This is a genomic window from Nocardioides sp. YR527 (genome assembly GCF_900101045.1).
Classification (GTDB): Bacteria; Actinomycetota; Actinomycetes; order Propionibacteriales; family Nocardioidaceae; genus Nocardioides.
Genome location: NZ_FNFN01000004.1, coordinates 479,652 through 498,130, shown reverse-complemented (window position 1 = coordinate 498,130; position 18,479 = coordinate 479,652). Strand labels below are relative to the sequence as shown.

The window sequence follows — 18,479 nt, the reverse complement described above, 5'->3', positions numbered from 1 at the left end:
CGGAGGTTCGTCTCGGACGCCACGTACTGATCTCCACACCGCAAGTCGATAGCTAAGGAAGGGCTTCTCGACTGGCACGCGATGCCTTCGAGGCGAAGATAGTCGAGCTGTTCCGCGGAGACTGACTTCGAGCTTCAGTCTGCGCGGAGGTGGCGGCTTCGAGCATTCGGCGGCGTCCGCATGATGAGGGGGTCAGTCCTCGTCGATGAGGGCGCGGAACTGGTTCGTCACGCTGTCGGAGTCGTCTACCTCATGATCGATGTCGGCCCGGATCGCCGCATGGAGATCGGGCAAGCTCGGTGGGCCGTACTGCGGCCTCTCCATGAGCTTGGGGATTTCCTTCACCACGCCGCCCCACCACTTCTGCGTTCCACGCCCCTTGTCCCTGGCTTTGCGTTCACCGAGGAGAGCCTCCCAGAGGCCAAGCTCCCAGGCGTTGTGGCCGGCGTCGATGGCGACGTCGCCTTGAAGCAGGTCGCGCAACTCCTTCGCGAGGCGCGTCGCTCGGAGAGAGGTGTGCTCGAATGTATCCACGGTGAAGGCCCACCAGATCTTCCGGCGCGACGAGATAACGCGGGATGCGAGGCTCTGCGGGTCCTCGTCCTGGATCTGCTCGACCACGCGATGAAGGTCCTTGACCAGCCGCTGGACATCCTCGACCTCATACGACACCGAGCCTGCTGCTGCTTCGGCTGAGTCGGCGGACGAGGCTGCGGAATGAGCGGCATCTGCAGCTTCGGCCGCGGTCGCAGTCATTCGTTCGATTGGCTTGGCGATGTTCTTCTCGATGGCGTCGGCGATCTGGTCGACCTGACTACCGACCGCGCCAACCGCTGACTGCAACTCCGTCGTTGTCTGTCGGAAACGCGTCGCGAAACTCCCCGCCTCCCGATCAAGGTAGATGCCGAGTAACTCGTCATCGGTGAGTGCACGAGTGGATCGACCCTGCCTGGTTTGGCGGCGCCCCTCGTCGTCGAAATGCGGAGCCATTGTCGGTCGGATCTCGACTCGGATGAACGGCGTAGGTTCTTCGACGCCTTCCTCGACGATGCGGACGTCTACTGGGATCGGTCGGGTCTTGCTCGCCATGTCTTGAATACGCGCGACGGCTTTGTCGAGTCCCTTCGCCAGCCCGCACGGCACGCCGTAGACGAGACCGGTGTCCTTGTCTTCGGTCTCATCGACGCCTACCAGCAAGTGAGCAGCGTCGCGCTCCGGATCGAGGGACACCCAGTTCGCCAGTCCCGCGAGGAGTTTCGGGGTGACCGCATCGACGTCGCGCTTGAACTCGTAGCGATCTGATTCTCCGACCGCGAGGATCTGTTTGGCCGCGGGGCTCACGTTCTTGAACCGGCACGGCTGAGGATCCTTGCTCATAGGACAGTTCTAGCAGTGAGCACCGACGAACCAGGGTGTGGCGATGCGCTGTCCCAGGGGGAGTCCCATCTCGCGAGCACTGATCGATGTCCACGGGCTCGTCAGGCAGTTGCGGCGAGATGCCTCCCGCCGTCTTCCATGTGCGCTACAACAGTTGCATGGAACTCACGCTGCGCGGCGAGCGTTTGGACCGCATGCTGGGACCGAGCCCTGCGCGGCTCAACGATCGCATCCGCGAGGAGCCCTGGGTCGGGCCCGAGGAAGACCGATTGCCTGCGAAGCAGGTCATCTCATGCCTTGCCAACACAGATGTTGACGTCACGGCGGCCGATGCGCCGGGTGAAGGAGGGCATGGGGCTTGCCCGTTCAGTATCGGAGACGAGACGTGATGAGGTCGCAGGCCGACCCGCGTGGGTCGGTGTGGAGGCGATGGGATCCCCACATCCACACTCCTGATACTGCGATGAACAACCAGTTCGGGCCGGACGCGTGGGACGACTACCTGACGCTCATCGAGCATTCTGAACCCCGGATCGAAGCCCTTGGAGTCACGGACTACTGCAGCATCGATCAGTACGAGAAAGTCCTCGAATATCAGATGGCCGGTCGGCTTCCCGACGTCGGGCTGATCTTCCCGAACATCGAGCTGCGTCTTCCGACGGCCACGGCCCGTGACCACCCCGTCAACATCCATCTCCTGGTCTCGCCCGAAGATCCGAGCCATGTCGATGAGACTCGGCGATTCCTGCGAACGTTGAGGTTCTTATCTGGACGCGAGTCATACGTCTGTGATCGAACAGATCTGATCCGACTCGGCAAGGCACACGACGGGTCGATCACGGACGAGACGGCAGCTCTGACTGCAGGTACCAATCTGTTCAAGGTGACCCTGGAGAACCTCAAACAGTCCCTGGAGGAAAGCGCTTGGGCGCGACACAACATCATCGTTGGCGTGGCAGCCGGCACTACGGATGGCACCTCCGGTGTCCGTGATGCCAGGGGCTCACTTGAGGCTGTCCGAGTAGAGATTGAGCGCCTCGCGCGCGTGATATTCGCGAGTTCTCCGGCGCAGCGTGGCTTCTGGATCGGAGAAGGCGTCCTCGGTATCGAGGATCTCTTCAACAGGTACGACGGTCCCAAGGCCTGCATACACGGCAGTGATGCACACAGGCTTGCGGACGTCGGGAAACCCGATGAGAATCGGTATACGTGGATCAAGGGAGACGCCGCCTTCGAGGCTCTGCGACAAGCCTGCCTAGAGCCGAAGGAACGCGTGATCGTCGGCGATCAGCCTCTCAAGGGGGCGCTCGACTACCGGATCATCGACTCGGTGACCGTGTCCGGCGCGGACTGGGTTACGACGCCAGAGTTGCCACTCGCTCCGGGCTTGGTCGCCATCATTGGCTCCCGTGGTTCGGGCAAGACTGCGCTCGCTGACTTGATCGCGGCTGGTGCTGGAGCAGCCAGCATCGACATGTCCGACCAGACGTTTCTTCAGCGCGCTCGCAAGCACTTGGCGGGAACGAGTGTCGCCGTCGCATGGGGCGATGGAGCTACCTCCGAGGCCGAGCTTCCGCCGGATCTCGTCGATGACGGTGACACGCCGCGCGCTCGGTATCTCTCGCAGCAGTTCGTAGAACGCCTCTGCTCGTCTGAGGGAATCACGGATGAACTGATCGCTGAGATCGAGCGGGTCATCTTCGAGGCACACCCCTACGAGGAGCGACTGGGCGCATCTACCTTCCGTGAACTTCTCGATCTTCGGGCGAGCCATGGGCGAGACTTGCGACGCTTTGCCCAGAGCGAGATTGACGGCCTCGCCGCGCAGATCGAGTCTGAACACGCGTCGCGCGACGAGTTGCCGGGCCTGATCAAGGAAAGGGCAAGGCTTGCAGGAGTTCTCGCGGAAGACAAGCGGGCTCGTGGTGGCCTCGTCGTAGTGGGCGGGGAGGTCCGCGCCCAGCGCCTCGAAGCGCTGAACGCTGCTCTTGTCATAAAACAGGCCGAAATCGATTCCCACAGACGACGGGAGCAGGCGTTCGATGGCCTGGCTGACGCCGTCAAGGACATTGCCACTCGACGCCTCCCAGCCATAAGGGCGGAGTTGGAGCGTGACTATTCGGGGGCGGGTCTCTCGGCTACTGAGTGGGAAAACTTCAACCTGAAGTTCGCTGGCAACCCGGCCGAGCTCGTGTCGGAGCGACTGAAGACGATACGGGAGTCAATCACTGATCTCACAGGGCCAGCTATCCCGAAGCCAAGCCAGCCGGCAAACGAGCTTCCCCCATTCGTAGACGATGCAGTCGACCTATCGACCATCCCGCTCGCGATGTTACGGGCTGAAGCCTGGCGCATAGGGGAGCTCATCGGCCTCGATGCCAACCGGCAGAAACAGCTCCGAGCGCTCAATGACAAGATCGCTAAGACAGAGTCCGCGCTTGCTTCAGCAGATCGAAGCATCAAGGATGCCGAAGGCGCCAGCGACCGTGTCAAGGCGCTGATGCTCAAGCGGAAGCAGGCGTACGCGTCCCTCTTCGACGGGTTTGCTGCGGAGCAGGAGCAACTCGAGACGATGTACGGGCCCCTCAAGGACATGCTCGGCGCCGAGGCTGGAACGCTCGGCAAGTTGACCTTCAGTGTCAGACGGGTGGTCGACATCGAGGCATGGGCGGCTCGGGGAGAGTCTCTCCTTGACCTTCGTACCGGCGTGTTTCGCGGCCGTGGCGAGCTCCTCAACCAAGTCCACGAGAAGCTGCTGCCCGCCTGGGAAAATGGTGCGAGCACCGACGTCGCCGAAGCCATGGCGATGTTCCGGGACGAGCACGACCAGCACTTTATCGAGCAATCCAAGGTCCCATCCTCGGACGTGCAGGCGTTCCGCCGGTGGGCTGCGGATGTCTCGACCTGGCTCAACGGCACCGAACACATCTCGGTCGCGTACGGAGTGGAGTATGACGGTGTCGCGATCGAGCAACTGTCACCGGGCACACGGGGGATCGTGTTGCTGCTTCTCTATCTCGCGGTTGACCAAACGGATGACCGGCCGCTGATCATCGACCAGCCCGAGGAGAACCTTGACCCGAAGTCCATCTTCGATGAGCTGGTCGGCCGGTTCGTTGAGACTCGGCGCCGTCGACAGATCATCATCGTGACGCACAATGCAAACCTGGTCGTCAATACTGACGCTGACCAGGTGATTGTCGCCACCGCAGGCCCGCATCGGCCGGGTCGTCTGCCTGAAATGACGTACACGAGTGGCGGCCTGGAGAATCCGGTCATTCGACAGCAAGTCTGCGAGATCCTGGAGGGTGGACAGCAGGCGTTCGAGGAGCGGGCGCGGCGTTTACGGATCCGCTTGACCTAGGGGCGGTGCTGTGCGTGCTGTACGCCGCGATCACCTGCACCGCTCTGAGACGGGATTACGAGCCTCTTGTTACTACGCAGGCTCGGCGCCCTCGAACTCGACGTAGTCAACGCCGACGCCTTCTTCGACTTGGAGTTGAAACTTGAGAACGACGGCGCGAGTGAAGGTCACGTGGGCGACGTGGTCATTCCAATCGAACTCGCGGATCTCGAAGCCTTCGGCGTGAAGTGCCTCAAACTTGTCTGCAAAGCCTTCGAAAGACAGGTTGGCCCCGATCGTGGCGGCGATCAGCAACGTAGTGCCGTCAAAGGCCTCGTAGACCTGCCACTGAACGGTCCCCGGGTCAGCGTCGACATATTCGATCGTCATTTCGCTGACCGCACTTGGAAGACCGATCTCGTCGAATGATCCTCCGTCGTCGTATGCCGCGTACGGGCCCTCGACGGTCTCTCCAAGGAGGCGCTCAGCAGCGTCGACGAGGGCATCGCGAATGAAGTCGTCCGTGGTTTGCGGTGCAGTCTCACTCCCGGCAGTGACGAGCGTCGTTGCTAGGTACTCCTCCAACTCCTCTGGACTTGCGGCGAGCCCGCCAACGAGCGGAGCGATCTCTGGACGCTTGAGGAGATCGGCAAGTGTCGAAACCCAGATAACCTGATCAGCATCATCGAGTTCCTCAACGAGGTCCGGGTGGAGTCCTCCCTGGCCATTGCCGAAGTCAGCCGAGTTCTTCGACACCCAGTAGATCGAGCCACTGCTTGGCTTCGCGGCGAACTCGAGGATTGTCTCCCAGTTCAGAGCGTCTCGAAGCCCCTTGCCGGAGGACGCGAACGGCTTGCGCTCACGGAGGTCCCGCTCCAAGAGTTTGGCAGGTGTCGCAGCCTCGGGCAATCCATGAAGGTCGGCGCCGACCTTCATGAGCCGCTCTTTGAGATACTGCTCGTGTTCCTCGACGTCCACTAGGTCGGGCGGTGGCGCATCACCTGCAGCGAGACCAAGGCCGCTCAGCTTCTTGATGCTGGACTGGAGGTCCTTCACGGCTTGGTCTGCCTGCCGCCTCCAATGACGTACTGACTCGAGGAAGACAGCATGAGGCACCACAAGGCTGATCTCGTCCTTCGCGCATAGCGCCAGGATCTGCATCCAGTTGAGGCGTCGGAGGCGCAGGTCATCGTAGAGAGTGGTGGTGTCGACGACAACGATGAACTCCGACGACTCGTCTGCCATCTCGACAACCCCTCACCCTGCTTGTGTTGCCAAGTATGCCGCCTGGCCGTCGATTGTGTTCAGCAACAGCGACCTGCCGACAGCGTTGCGGCAGTAGATCACCTCGGCACGCCCGACAGAGGTACGCGGAGGATCCCCAGCGGGAGGCCAGCGATTGGTACACCGTCGTCAAGGCGTCCCGTTGGCTCGGAGATCGTCAACGGTCCGACTACTCCAGCTCCTCATTCTGAGGGCGAACTTTGCGCAGCCTTGACGTGTCGGTGCCTGCTGTCATAATCAGGCGCAGTATGGGGAACACAGTAAGTCACGACGATGCTGCTGAGGTGCTGAGGCAGTCCAGCGAACGCAAGGCGAGTCAGACCAATGGAAACGGTCCGTGGACCGTGGTCTGCGACAGCTGGCACGAGTCCGGCGAAAGGAATGGTGGGCGCTTCGCGACGTTCGCCACGCCAAGTTACCGCGAGCGTGCGATGCAAAGCGCCGGGTGGGACATGTCAACAGGGGGCGGCTTCCCCGGATTCTCCCAGCATTACGACGGCGACGGAGCGTGGGTCACTGCTTACCACCGCAACATCGACGGGCCGGATCTCGAGCCCCTCGTCCTGGTGCAGCGGATGCACGGCGTCGTGCCGGACGCATACCTCATCTCCGAAGAGTTCCGTCTTCTGCTGCAGCTTTGGGAAGACAAGACCACCGGAAACTTCTACAGCCTTAGTGAAGACGGCTCGAAGGAGCTCGCGATCGAGTTCACCGGGTCCCAGATCCGTGTCCGTACTCCACTCCTGCGCCGTTACCAGGCTGCCCGTCAACTCGACCTACTTCTGTTCTCAGACACCCGTGTGTTCGTTGACACGGACGAGGGGACCGACACCTTCGAGGACCTGAGGGAGGAAGACCATGTTGAGAACGACTCAGTCGTCTTCTTGGGGGTTGGCGACATCGACCTCGATCAAAGTCAGGTGTTCTCTCGACTACTTGTGAAGCGGATCCTGCCGCCACCGCCGCAGGAGAAGAGCAGGATCTGGCCCTGGGACCGTGATGACGAGGAGTACCCGGAGTTCATCATCGGCGAGGATGAGGATGGACGCCCGGTGAGGTTCACGTGCGAGGAAGACAAGCTTGCTAACTACTTCGGCATGAACCCTGATGCGCCGAACTACCTGACCCCTGTCTTCTTCAAGCCTGAGGTGCTCAAGCGGTACTACGATGACCCGGCACTGTATTCGGTGACCGACGGTCGCCTTCGCTGCGGGCATCTCTGGGGTGTGCATATTGACAATGGCAACCCGGCTGCCGTCATGGTGTTCCTAGGCGACATCGGTCGAGACATCCCGAGCAGCCACCGAGATCACTGGCGCGCCTACAATGTCCCTCCTCTCGCGAAAATGAGCGAATCCGCCTTCCGGAGATCGTTCCTCGCCCAGTTCGCTGAGTCCGAGAACCCGGAGCACCTGTTCAAGAACGCATACCTCGCCATTCAGCGGAACTGGATCGAGAAGTGGGGATGGGGTCTGTACCGCGCGGCCGATGGAAGCGATGCCGAGTTGATTCAGCGCGTCCGGATACCACTAAATAGCACTGACTCTGAGTTCGAGGCGCAGCTGCTGAGCCTCGCAAAGCTACTCATCGACCTACTGAACGAGGCAGCGATTGCGAAGGACTTGTCGCCCGTCAAGGACGAGAAGGGAATCTCCAAGCTCAAGCGATTCCTCCAGGCCAATGGCTACGAGCATGTCGATCGTGACATCGCGCTTCTACGTCGTATCCAAGGGCTCAGGTCACGTATCGCTGCGCACACTTCAGGTTCGAGCGGCCAGGCGTTCCTGGCGGAAGAACTAGACGGCCTCAGTAAGACAGACTTCATCGAGAAGCTGATGCGCGAGGCTACTCAGATGTTTGCCGACCTTTCGGAGCTCGGTCCTAACGGATGACGCCGAAGCTGAGGCGAGCAGCCTTTGACATGGACCCAGGTCGAGCTGACGTGGCCTAAAGCTCGTTGAGGATGAGCCGGACAGCCGTCTCGGACCGCCCGGCCTCACGAGCAATCTGAGTCACAGACATGCCGTCGCGTCGTCGCTCCGAGATGGTGCGACAAGCCTCGTCTGTGGCCGGGCTGCGCTTCGGCTTGACGCCAGCTCGCCGCAGTACCTTGCGGTTTGAGTAGTCGCTGACGCCAAACTGCTTACCGAGCTCGACCAAGGACACCCCACCTGCTCCATACGTCGCCACGATGGTGGCGCAGTCCTGGTCAGTCAGCCTGTCGATGAGACGCCACGGCTACGAGGTCCGAGGTGCGCCAGCTTGTCCTCGGCGGCGACGCGGGCACCCCGGCGATCCAGAGGCGGAGGCGAGGCTGAAGGACGTTCTCCATACGATCGCCGTCATTGGCAGGCAAGTCGCCTTGAGTGAAGGCCGGTGGGGTGGCCTGAGTCGGAGAAGCTCACAACGTACCTTGGCAAGCCGTAGCGCGGACACCTCAACGCCAGCCCCTATCGGCTGACGGTTCTCACCGACGTCGGCGAGTGGTCTGCCGCCGGTGTCACTTTGCCGCGGTGCGCGCTCCACTCAGAGGTCACCGCGGAAGGTCGTTGGCGCGACCGCGGGTGCAGGCCGGCGGTGCCGCTGTGTGTCCTGTTCGGACAGGAGCTTCCTGCGGGCATGGGGACACTTTAGTCGAACTCTGGACCCGTGCAGATCACACGGACGGGCGGGCTGGTCGTTGCTGGCCCCACCCACGATCGGGGCGGTCTCAGCAACGCGGCCGATCGGAGCTGCGTCATAGTGGGCGGATCGACGCACTCCCCGCACGTAGACGCGGCAAGGCTGCGCAGACGCGGTTCGGCTAGGCCCGATGCGTGATACTTCCGCGGCGGCCAAGAGCAAAGCAGCCGAATCGACCTTTGTGGTACGAGGAACTGGCGGCGAATGGTCGGGTCGAGTTCGCCATCTCCAAGAAGCGGCCGTGGCTGATGACACTAGGATGTCTAGCCTTCGCGGGGATCGGCCTCGGGATCGTTCTCTCTTCGATTCGGTGACAGAGGCTCAGGTGTGGGGCCGGGCAGCTGTCGTGTTCTTTGGTGTCGTCTGCGTTCCGGCGCTGGTTCTCCTAGCAATGCGAGCTAGCGTCGTGGTCGTCGACGCCGACGGGGTCAGACCTTCCGTCGGTGGGCGGCGCGGCACAATGACTTCCTGGCCTGATCTGGTTCCGTGGCACCACATCGAGGGGACCGGAACCAACGACGTCCGGGGCACGAGACTCGTCATCCTCTACATCACGGACGAGTTCGAACGTGACTGACTGGCTGGACGTGGTCCGCTCCTGCGCGGACTGATGCGTGCGATTCGGGCGACGCACGGCACAGCATCGTTGGCGCTCCCGGCCAACCTTCACGGCAATGTCAACGAGATCGCAGACTGGATCGAGCGTCAAGCGCCGTACCAGGTCATTGGTCAATTGCTCTGACTCGGCGTCGTTTGGTTGTTGGTCTTGTGCCCGTCTCCGTCAGTGCGGGCCATCACCCACCGTGGCGCAACGGAAGCCGGTGTCGTTGTCGTGCATGGCGTCGTCGGCATCGTTGGAGGTGCTGGGTCGGCCGGTGAACAGCGGGCTGGTCCAAGCACCGCCTTTGAGCTCGTGGCGGCCGCTGGTGGTGGGGGTCTGCGTCCATTCCCAGACGTTACCGACCATGTCGTAGGCATATACAGGGCTGATGCCGGATTGGAAACGGCTGACCTTGGAGGTCGTGCCGAGCCCGGTCTCTTTCACATTGCACTTGGCGGCGGTGTGTTCGTTGCCCCAGGGCCAGATGTTGCCGTTGGGCCCGCGGGCTGCCTTCTCCCACTGCGCGGAGGTGGGGAGGATCTTTCTGGCCCAGTTGGCATAGGCAGCGGCGTCGTGCCAGGTCACGTGGGTGACCGGGTGGGTGTAGAGATCGAGGGGGCAGCGGCCGTCGGGCCAATGCTCGGGCGCACGGTGCCCGGTTGCTGCGATGAAGCGTGCATAGTCGGACCCCGTTACCGGGTGGGCATCGAGCCAGAAGGTGTCTTCCCAGCGGGGTTCGTCCTCCGGGCCCGCGAGGTAGATACCGCCGGTGACTTCGACCATGAGCTTGCCGTCTCGTGGGTGCTTGACGAAGTGATCACCGAGGACGGGATCGGGCTCGGGGTCGGCCACGACGGGGTAGGTGGTCTCGCCGTCACGGGTCAGGAGGTTGATCAAGCGGGCGTGGACGTCGGAAGGAGCTTGACGAAGGAGGTCGTCGAGCATGGCCTGAGTGATCGGCCGCAAACTGTGACGTGAGCCGGCGGCTTCGGCTTTGGCGATCCCCCGCTCGGAGACCTCGAGCCTGGCCGCCAGGTCTGCCTGGCTCCATCGTGCGGCGACCCTGAAGGCACGCAGTTCCACGCCTGACCACTCCGGCACGATCGCCATCTCGCGTCCCTCAGATCCGTTGGGTCGGGATGGCTGCGTAGGTGCGCTGCAAGTCAGCGATCACTGGGTGCTCGGGATCGAAGCTGTGGTGGTCGATCGCACTGATCGGACGTACGCCGATGCTGGCGTTGGTGGCGAACGCGGCCGGGATGTCACCGATCTGGTCGAGCGGGACACTCCGTTGTTCGTCCGCACCAGAGGCTTGGAGCAACTTCATCGTCACCCCGGGCAGGACGGGTGCGTCGGGCCAGATCACGGTCCCGTCGGCGGTGATGAAGCCGATGTTCCAGGTGCTGCCCTCGGAGATGTTCGTGCTGATCGGATCGGTGAAGAGCACGTCATCGAAGCCGGCCTTCTTCGCGGTGACACGGTGGTGAAGCGTGCTGAACAGGCCGACATGCTTGACCTCGGGGGTGTCGCGTTGGAAGGCGATCGTCTTGGCCCGCAGCGGTGGCAGCGACCCGCCTCCGCTGGGGCGTGAAGTGATCAGCGGGACCGGCTGAGCGGCCACCGTACCGATGTTTCCGAGATTGATCGTGGGATCGAACATCGTCACCCGCAGCGTGTAGGACCCGCTCGATCCGGCGATCGCAGCACGGATGTCGGTGACCAGGCTGTCGCGGTCGAGATCGGTATCGAAGACAGTCTTCGCGTTGCTGACCAGGCGCTCCAGGTGGAGGTCGAAGCCGCGTACGGCGCCGTCTTCGACGTGCATCGACGTGAAGTGACCGTAGCCGGTCAGCGCGAGTGCATTCAGTTGGGCGGCGGTCGCTTCGATGCCATGGATGGTCGCCATGGCGATCACCCTCCCATGGAAGTGCAGAAAAGTTCAGGAGGTGGTCGAGGTCGGATCGTTCCGGAGTCGAGCGAGACAGACGAGCGTGAGAGTCATCCACTCGCCATCTCAAGGACATCGATCATGACAACGATCCAGATGGGGCCCGGCCGCCCACGGCACACCGGGTCACGATCATCCGAGCGCCCAGCGCGGGAAGAGATCCTCGACCACGCGGCGCGACTGTTCGTCGAACGCGGCTTCTCCGGTACGTCGACGCGTGAGATCGCCGAAGCGTGTGGCATCCGCCAGGCGTCGCTCTACTACCACTTCACGGGCAAGGACGACATCCTTGCTGAGCTCCTGCATCTGTCGGTGCGGCCAAGTCTCGACAAGGTCGAGAAGATCGAGGCGGAGTGCGCTCCCGACATCCCGGAGCGGACGCTCTACCTACTCGCGTTGATCGACGTGAACACGTTGACGATGGCCCCTCACAACATCGGGAAGCTCTACCGGATGCCTGACGTCCGCAACAGCAGAGTCTTCCAAGAGTTCAAGCCTGCGCTCCAGGAGTTGAATGCGGCGTACGGACGGCTCGGGGCCGAGATAGCCAACGAAGCTGTGGCAGCAGCGATCAGCGTCAACCAGTTGGGTGGCCTATTGATCCAAGTGGTCGAGGTCGTGATCCGAATCCGCTCCGGCGGCTGTGACGTCGTCACTTCCCAGGCACATGCCATCGCCGCAACGTGCCTGCGAGTGTGCGGCGTGCCCGAGAATCGGATCGCGCTGGCGGCAGCAACCGCTGAAGATGTCATGACGGTTCTGGACGCAACACCTCGATCGGTCAAGACCTTCATCACCAACGAGAACGGGACACATTGAGCACCCTGATCCTCAGCGACCTCGACGGCACTCTCCTCGGCCCCGGCGCGACTCTCTCGGCCACAACCCGGAACGGCATCAACGACCTCGTCGCCGACGGCCTGCTGTTCACGTACGCAACCGCCCGCTCGTACGTCTCCGCCTCCCGTGTCACCGACGGGCTCGACCTGCGGATCCCGGTCACCGTCTCCGGTGGCGCGTTCCAGCTCGACCCGCAGACCGGCGCGATCCTCAACGAAGAACGTATCGCGGACGACGACCTCGACACGGTGATCCGGCTCTGCGAGAAGCACCGGGTTCCGCCGGTCGTCTACAACGGCACCCCGACGGCCGAGCGGGCGACGTGGGTGGAGGGCGAGGAGTCCGAGGGGATGCGGCGCTTTCTCGCGGACAGGGTCGGGGACCGACGGTTTCAGCCGGTTACGGACTGGGCCCGTCACCCCCGTGACGGCATCTTCTACGCCACGATCATCGGCGAGGCAGCGGCGATCACGGCCCTGACCGCCGACATCGCGGCGGCCACCGGGGGCCGGCTCTCGCTCATCGCGCAGATCGACACGCACCACCCGCAGGACACCTACCTCGAGCTCAGCGCCGCGCGCGCCACCAAGGCCCACGCTGTCGCATGGCTGCGCGACTACCTCGACGTCGACCAGGTCATCGCCTACGGCGACAACCTCAACGACCTGCCCATGTTCGGGGCAGCGGATCAGGCGTACGCGGTCGCCAACGCTGCCTCAGAAGTCCTTGCCGCCGCCACTGGAGTCATCGGCGCGAACACCGAGGACGGTGTCCTCCGCCACGTCATGAGGACCTGGTCAGCGCGCTCGACCCGCGACGAAGCGATCTGAGACATCGCTGACCTTCCCGCCTCGACCGAGTCCCGCGCCCGCGAGACCAGCGACGAGCATTTCGACCAGATCGGCGGCATGCTCCCCGGTCGGATCGAGGTCCGGGTCGAAGACCGTGATCTCGAGGCCTCGCGCGACCGGCACTGAGCAGAGCGTGGCCAAGAGGTCGACGAAGTGCTGCTGATCGAGGCCGCCGGGAGCCGGAGAGTCGACCGCAGGCAACACCTCGGGATCGAGCACGTCGACATCGATGTGGATCCAGGCGTCACGTACGCCTCTGGTCTCCAGATGCTCCAGCGCCCGCGCCGTGCATCGCTCGACGCCATCTCGAAGAATGTTGCCGCAGGTCTCGACGTGCATGCCCAGGTCTGCGATCTCGGCGAGGTGCTCGTCATCGTCGCGTACACCGAGAACGACGACGTCGGCGGGATCGACGAGCGGACGGTCCAGTCCCAGCCCTGGATCGGCGAGCCCGCAGGCCATCGCGAGGTCCTCGCCAGCCGCAGCTTGAAGGACATCCGTGTTGCCCGGGTGACGGAAGTCGCTGTGCCCGTCGACGAAGACCAACCCCGGGCGAGGCTCGCTCCCCTCCCCGACCGCGAGGAGCGAGCCGATCAAGATGCTGCAGTCCCCGCCCAGAACGAGTGGGAAGCCCTCGGTGGCGAGCAGGGCGGAGAGCCTGCCGGCCAGCCGCCTGCTGTAGTCGGCGATCGCCCCCAGGTTGCGTGTAGTCCGTCCGTCCCAGGAGCCGTGGTAACGCGGCGGGACGACTACGCCTGCGTCGACGGCACCCAACCGTTCAAGCAGTCCATGGTCCCGCAACGCGCCGGGCGCTTTGTAGCATCCTGGCACCGCATCCGGCTCTGGTGGGCGTAGGCCCAAGTTGGTCGGGGCATCGAGAAGAAAGACCGACATCGCGTCATCCTAGCTAGCTGCGTACCACGTCCTGGGTACGCAACATCTGCAGCCGAGGCGTTCTCCACCATTCACGGCGGCGTGGTCGCCGCGAAGGTGCGCAGCTGAACGCCCACCGGTGCCGCGCGTCCCTGACACCACCACCCCGAGTGGTTGACTAAGGATGTGTCCACCAAACCAGCCCCGCACGTACTCGTCCTCTTCGGCGCGACAGGCGACCTGGCCGCGCGGAAGCTGTTCCCCGGGCTGTACCGGCTCGCGCTGGCGAAGCGGCTTCCGGAGCAGCTCGCGGTCATCGGCAGCGGGCGGCGCTCGCCGGGCACGGACGAGGACTTCCGAAGCCACGTGCACCGGGCGCTGACGGAGTTCGTCGGAGAGGTCGACGAGACCGTGGCCCGGCCGCTGCTGGAGCGGATCCGGTTCGTGCCGTCGTCCGCGGAGGACGGCAAGGCGCTGGCCGAGGCGGTGCACGAGGCCGAGGACCGGCTGGCGCTGGACAGCGGGCAGACCGTGGGGGACGTACAGCGGCTCCTCTATCTCTCCGTGCCCCCGCAGGCGGTGGAGCCGATGGTCGCGATGCTCGACCGGGAGCAGCTGAACGTCCGCAGCCGGCTGGTCGCGGAGAAGCCGTTCGGCACCGACCTGGCGTCGGCGCGCGAGCTCGACGCGGTGCTCAGCGAGGCGTTCGACGAGAAGCAGATCTTCCGGATCGATCACTTCATCGGAAAGGAGGCCGTGCAGAACCTGTTGGCGCTGCGGTTCGCCAACGGCCTCTTCGAGCCCGCGTGGAACCGGCACAGCATCGAGTCGGTGCAGATCGACGTACCGGAGAAGCTCACCGTCAAGGGGCGCGGCAACTTCTACGAGGGCACCGGCTGCCTGCGCGACATGGTCACCACCCACCTGTGCCAGCTGCTCGGGTTCGTCGCTATGGAGGACCCGCACGCCTTCCGGGAGGGCGCGATCCGCGCGGCGAAGGCCGCCGCCTTCGCGGCTGTGCGGCCGCTGGACCCCGAACGCGTGGTCTTCGGGCAGTACGACGGCTATCGCGAGGAGCCCGACGTCGCCGCCGACTCCGATGTGGAGACGTACGTCGCCATCGAGGCGTGGATCGACAACGACCGCTGGCGCGGGGTGCCGTTCTACCTGCGCACCGGCAAGGCGCTCGCGGCCGGGCGGCGGACGATCACGATCCGGTTCATCGACCCGCGGCACCGGTGGCTGCAGGCGGCGGATCCTGGTTCGACCGAGCCCAACGAGCTGGTGATCGAGCTGAGCGACGACCCCCGGATCGAGATCGAGGTCCGGGCCAAGCGCCCCGGTCCAGGCATGGCGTTGACAGATGCCGTCTTCCGCCTCGATCTCGCAGGTGACGCCCCGGACTCCGGGCCCCTGGAGGCGTACGAACGGCTGATCCTCGACGTCATGAACGGCGACCGGACCCTGTTCACCAGTGCGCGCGAGGTGGAACGGCTCTGGGAGATCTGCCAGCCGGTCCTCGAGCATCGGCCCGACGTGGAGAGCTACCCGCAGGGATCCTGGGGCCCGGAGTCGGCGCTCGAGCTGCCTGTCGGCGGCTGGCGGCTGGGAAGGAACGCGTGACCGGCTCGCGCCGCCTCCTGCTCGTCGTCGACGCCCCGTCGCTGCTGCACCGCAACCATCATGCCCGGGCGCACACCCGGATGATCGACCGTGCCGGCCGGCCCGCCTGGGCGCTGCACGGCATGCTGCGGCAGATCCTCGACTCGATCGACGCCTTCGCTCCCGACGCGGTGCTCTTCGGTCTCGACGATCGCACCGCGTCCCTGCGCCGAGACGCCTACCCCGACTACAAGGCCGGCCGCCCCGAGAAGGACCCGACGCTGGCCGAGCAGCTCGACCGGGCCGGGGCGATGCTCGACGCCCTCGGGCTCGCGACCGTCACTCCCCCGGGCCTCGAGGCCGACGACGTCAACGCCTCGGCCGCTGCCTGGGCCGGCCGCAACGGCTGGGACTGCGTCGTGATCACCTCCGACCGCGACGCGTTCGCGCTGATCAGCTCGCACACCAAGGTGCTGCGGCTGATCAACGGCGGGATCAACGGCTCACCGCTGCTCACCCCCGCCCGGCTGTATTCGATGTACGGCGTCCCCGCCTCCCGCTACCTGGAGTTCGCCGCCCTGCGTGGCGACGCCAGCGACAACCTGCCCGGCGTGAGCGGCATCGGCGAGAAGACCGCGGCGGCCTTGCTCGACCAGGTGGGCCCGATGGAGGGCGTCTGGTCCGACATCTCCGACAACGACGGTCGGAAGGTGACCGAGGTCCTCGACGCGTGGGCAGCCGACACCGGCGTACGCCGCATCGCGCCGCGCATCGTCCGCGCCCTGTCCGCGCCCGGCGCCCGGGAGCGCTACGACTTCAACCTGCGGATGATGTCGTGCCACGAGGACCTCGACCTCCGCCTCACCCCGGACATCCCCGGCACCCCCGGCCTGCTCCCGCTCGACATCGACCGGGTCACCCGGGTCGTCGGCTTCCTCGGCGTCGAGGCGACCACGGCGGTGGCGCAGCGGGTGCTGAGCACCAATCCCGCCTCGGTGGTCTCGTAGACCCCTAGCTGACCGCCCTCGAGGTGCGAGGGCCCGAGGTGACCCAGACGGATACCGCGTACGACCTGGTGCTGGTCATCGTCACCATCGTGCGGCGACCTGATAGTGCCCGTCCCAGAGCCTGCCCCCGGCTTCGCCGAGAATCACCGAGCCCCCGAGCCACGCCTGGGTCGCAGCCGGGAACCGCTGACCGACCAGGTCGCGGGCGGCGTCGAGGGGTTCTGGGAGTGTCATGCTTGTCAGCCTGATCGCTCCTAACCCGCCGGCACAATCGGGTTTCCTGCTGGATGGCCGGCCTGCGTACCCGATTTCAGCGAGTGCGTTCGCTTCGGCCACGTACGCCCCGCCTGCCCCCGGGTAGAACGAGCCCGTGACCGTAACGGACGCCAACCTGCCTTGGACCAGCCCGGAGTGGAGAGAGCGCAACGACTCCGTCTGGCAGCGGACGCTGCGGCTACAACAGTCGTGGTGGCGGCAGGCCCGAACGGGAATGGCTGCCGGGCCCTCGACCGGCGGCACCAGACTCGTCTCCTCGATGCTTCCGGTCGGCACCGAGTGGAGCCCCAATCTCATGACGCCGGCGGCGGTCGACGCAGCACGACGGGCGAGGCTCGATCTCGAGACCGAGCAGAGGCCGGGGATCATCCAGATCGACCGCCTCCACCGAAACCTCCTCTCCTCCCAGCCCTTGTGCTTCAACCTCTTCGGGCATCTCTCCGCCGAACCGTCGACGCTCCTGGAGTGGGTTCGCACGTTCCATCACGACGCTGAGAGCGTCGATGGCGTACGGCTCGAATGGGCGCCGCTCACCGGGAACACCGGGGGCTCCGCGTTCGACGCCTTCGTCACGTACACACGGAACGGCGGCGCGCGGGGAATCCTCGGGATCGAGTGCAAGTACGCCGAGAATCTCACCAAGGCACAGCCCAGACCGGCACCTGAGAAGTTCAAGGTCGAGACGGTCAACGGTCCCTGGCGCGACGGAGCGGAGACACGCCTGGACCGGCCCAGCCTTCGCCAGTTCTGGTACAACCAGCTTCTCACCCAGCGAGTCGCCGCCGGCGACTTCACCAGCGGGATCGGCGTAGTTGTCGCCTGCCACGACGACAACCCCGCTCGCAGAGCCGTTGAAGCGGTCCGTACCGAACTGGCCGACCCGAGCTCACTCCGCTTCTCGTCGATCAACGACGTGATCGACGCCGTCCCCGGCCACGAGCGCTGGCGTCGGGCCTTCACCGAGCGCTATCTGACGTACGACCAGATCCCTGCGCGGTTGGCTCAGGGCAACGAGCCACCAGGTCGGCGGTCAGCAGGTCCCGCTCACGCCCACCGGTCTTGAAGGTCGGCGACCAGTTTCTCGGCTTCGCGTGTGTCGGGGGCACGTACGGCGTCGAGGCTCGATTGCGGAAGCACGACATATCGACCGGCGCCGTTCAGACCGAGGTCGCTCAGCGCCTCGATCGAGTCGGTCCGGGACAGGTCGAGAACCTGGATGTCCTCGCCGATCCTGTCGAGGATGTCCTGGCCGGAGGCGGCCTTCACCCTGGCGATCTGCGAGGCAAGCTCCGACGCGGCGGCGCGGGTGTCGCCTACGGCGAGCTCGGCGACCTTCATGTTGTTCTCCGCCGCCTGCATGTTCTGGATGGCCGCGTCGTGCTGTTTCTCGGCTTCCTTCTTGTTCTGGTCGGCAGCGTTTGCAGCGCCCTTCGCCGCGGCGCCGGTCACCGAGACGCCGAGGAGCGCACCGAGCACGAACAGCGCGATGTTCTGCACCCGGTCGATGATGCCGAGCAGCTGCTCCCAGTCCGCCTGCTCCTGTGCCTCATCGTGCTGGACGATGTAGTTCCAGCCAAGCGCCAGCACCGCCAGCACGGCGATCAGAGCGACCCCGGCGATCGCTGCGGAGACCTGCCATGGCCACTTGCCCAAGGCCGGAGGACTCTGCACGGCCGGGCTCTCCTCGACAGGTTCCGGCTTCTGGAGCTCGGTAGGAGCCTCGGCATTCACGTCCGCGTTTGGCGTCATCGCGTCTCCCCTGGGCCGTAGAAGTGACGATGACGCTCCTCCCTGG

General features: G+C 64.7%; 15 protein-coding genes. 8 read left to right on the top strand and 7 right to left on the bottom strand.

Going from position 1 to position 18,479, the window contains the following annotated elements:
• Positions 1-192: 192 nt before the first annotated feature.
• On the bottom strand, positions 193-1,377 hold the full coding sequence (locus BLT25_RS14965) for an AlbA family DNA-binding domain-containing protein (RefSeq protein WP_143033758.1): 1,185 nt from the start codon (positions 1,375-1,377) through the stop codon (positions 193-195).
• A 158-nt stretch (positions 1,378-1,535) separates the two neighbouring features.
• On the opposite strand from BLT25_RS14965, the gene BLT25_RS29500 reads away from it, so the two are divergent.
• Complete coding sequence (locus BLT25_RS29500; protein ID WP_143033757.1) at positions 1,536-1,766, top strand: hypothetical protein; 231 nt, start codon at positions 1,536-1,538, stop codon at positions 1,764-1,766.
• A complete protein-coding gene (locus tag BLT25_RS14960; protein WP_091047290.1) occupies positions 1,766-4,741 on the top strand; it encodes a TrlF family AAA-like ATPase in 2,976 nt (991 codons plus the stop codon). Before BLT25_RS29500 ends, BLT25_RS14960 begins: the two co-directional genes overlap by 1 nt.
• 72 nt (positions 4,742-4,813) lie before the next feature.
• Here BLT25_RS14960 and BLT25_RS14955 read toward each other — a convergent pair whose 3' ends face one another.
• The gene (locus BLT25_RS14955; RefSeq protein ID WP_091047288.1) at positions 4,814-5,965 is read right to left on the bottom strand and encodes a PIN domain-containing protein; all 1,152 of its coding nucleotides are present in this window, start codon (positions 5,963-5,965) and stop codon (positions 4,814-4,816) included.
• Between the two features lie 323 nt (positions 5,966-6,288).
• Here BLT25_RS14955 and BLT25_RS14950 point away from each other — a divergent pair, with 323 nt between their 5' ends.
• A complete protein-coding gene (locus BLT25_RS14950; protein WP_218131344.1) occupies positions 6,289-7,896 on the top strand; it encodes a hypothetical protein in 1,608 nt (535 codons plus the stop codon).
• A gap of 1,571 nt (positions 7,897-9,467) precedes the next feature.
• Here the strand turns inward: BLT25_RS14950 and BLT25_RS14940 are convergent.
• A complete protein-coding gene (locus BLT25_RS14940) occupies positions 9,468-10,397 on the bottom strand; it encodes an SUMF1/EgtB/PvdO family nonheme iron enzyme (protein WP_091047281.1) in 930 nt (309 codons plus the stop codon).
• Between the two features lie 10 nt (positions 10,398-10,407).
• On the bottom strand, positions 10,408-11,193 hold the full coding sequence (locus BLT25_RS14935; protein ID WP_091047279.1) for an aminotransferase class IV: 786 nt from the start codon (positions 11,191-11,193) through the stop codon (positions 10,408-10,410).
• 123 nt (positions 11,194-11,316) lie between these two features.
• On the opposite strand from BLT25_RS14935, the gene BLT25_RS14930 reads away from it, so the two are divergent.
• Positions 11,317-12,054, top strand: coding sequence for a TetR/AcrR family transcriptional regulator (locus BLT25_RS14930; RefSeq protein ID WP_091047277.1), 738 nt, complete (start codon positions 11,317-11,319; stop codon positions 12,052-12,054).
• Positions 12,051-12,905, top strand: coding sequence for an HAD hydrolase family protein (locus tag BLT25_RS14925; protein WP_176883915.1), 855 nt, complete (start codon positions 12,051-12,053; stop codon positions 12,903-12,905). The genes BLT25_RS14930 and BLT25_RS14925 overlap by 4 nt, the downstream gene beginning before the upstream one ends.
• Here BLT25_RS14925 and BLT25_RS14920 read toward each other — a convergent pair.
• Entirely contained in the window at positions 12,873-13,820 is a 948-nt protein-coding gene (locus tag BLT25_RS14920) for an arginase family protein (protein ID WP_091047272.1), read from the bottom strand. The two genes, BLT25_RS14925 and BLT25_RS14920, sit on opposite strands and share 33 nt — an antisense overlap.
• Positions 13,821-13,985: 165 nt before the next feature.
• On the opposite strand from BLT25_RS14920, the gene zwf reads away from it, so the two are divergent.
• Together zwf and BLT25_RS14910 are read left to right on the top strand one after the other, a co-directional pair.
• Positions 13,986-15,422, top strand: a complete 1,437-nt coding sequence (gene zwf, locus BLT25_RS14915; RefSeq protein WP_091047269.1) for a glucose-6-phosphate dehydrogenase — start codon at positions 13,986-13,988, stop codon at positions 15,420-15,422.
• Positions 15,419-16,408 (top strand): 5'-3' exonuclease H3TH domain-containing protein, encoded by a 990-nt coding sequence (locus BLT25_RS14910; protein WP_091047267.1) that lies wholly within the window; start codon positions 15,419-15,421, stop codon positions 16,406-16,408. The genes zwf and BLT25_RS14910 overlap by 4 nt, the downstream gene beginning before the upstream one ends.
• 81 nt (positions 16,409-16,489) lie before the next feature.
• On the opposite strand, the gene BLT25_RS29915 is transcribed toward BLT25_RS14910, so the two are convergent.
• Entirely contained in the window at positions 16,490-16,642 is a 153-nt protein-coding gene (locus BLT25_RS29915; RefSeq protein WP_176883913.1) for a hypothetical protein, read from the bottom strand.
• A 136-nt stretch (positions 16,643-16,778) separates the two neighbouring features.
• On the opposite strand from BLT25_RS29915, the gene BLT25_RS14905 reads away from it, so the two are divergent.
• A complete protein-coding gene (locus BLT25_RS14905) occupies positions 16,779-17,747 on the top strand; it encodes a PGN_0703 family putative restriction endonuclease (protein ID WP_143033756.1) in 969 nt (322 codons plus the stop codon).
• Here the strand turns inward: BLT25_RS14905 and BLT25_RS14900 are convergent.
• A complete protein-coding gene (locus BLT25_RS14900) occupies positions 17,729-18,433 on the bottom strand; it encodes a hypothetical protein (protein WP_143033755.1) in 705 nt (234 codons plus the stop codon). The two genes, BLT25_RS14905 and BLT25_RS14900, sit on opposite strands and share 19 nt — an antisense overlap.
• Positions 18,434-18,479: the final 46 nt, after the last annotated feature.

What these genes read in the sequence shown, in the direction of transcription:
- BLT25_RS14930 (WP_091047277.1), top strand. Translation starts at nt 11,317, where the DNA reads ATGACAACGATCCAGATGGGGCCCGGCCGCCCACGGCACACCGGGTCA.
- BLT25_RS14900 (WP_143033755.1), bottom strand. Translation starts at nt 18,433, where the DNA reads ATGACGCCAAACGCGGACGTGAATGCCGAGGCTCCTACCGAGCTCCAG.
- BLT25_RS14935 (WP_091047279.1), bottom strand. Translation starts at nt 11,193, where the DNA reads ATGGCGACCATCCATGGCATCGAAGCGACCGCCGCCCAACTGAATGCA.
- BLT25_RS14955 (WP_091047288.1), bottom strand. Translation starts at nt 5,965, where the DNA reads ATGGCAGACGAGTCGTCGGAGTTCATCGTTGTCGTCGACACCACCACT.
- BLT25_RS14940 (WP_091047281.1), bottom strand. Translation starts at nt 10,397, where the DNA reads ATGGCGATCGTGCCGGAGTGGTCAGGCGTGGAACTGCGTGCCTTCAGG.
- BLT25_RS14920 (WP_091047272.1), bottom strand. Translation starts at nt 13,820, where the DNA reads ATGTCGGTCTTTCTTCTCGATGCCCCGACCAACTTGGGCCTACGCCCA.
- BLT25_RS14965 (WP_143033758.1), bottom strand. Translation starts at nt 1,377, where the DNA reads ATGAGCAAGGATCCTCAGCCGTGCCGGTTCAAGAACGTGAGCCCCGCG.
- BLT25_RS14960 (WP_091047290.1), top strand. Translation starts at nt 1,766, where the DNA reads ATGAGGTCGCAGGCCGACCCGCGTGGGTCGGTGTGGAGGCGATGGGAT.
- BLT25_RS29500 (WP_143033757.1), top strand. Translation starts at nt 1,536, where the DNA reads ATGGAACTCACGCTGCGCGGCGAGCGTTTGGACCGCATGCTGGGACCG.
- BLT25_RS29915 (WP_176883913.1), bottom strand. Translation starts at nt 16,642, where the DNA reads ATGACACTCCCAGAACCCCTCGACGCCGCCCGCGACCTGGTCGGTCAG.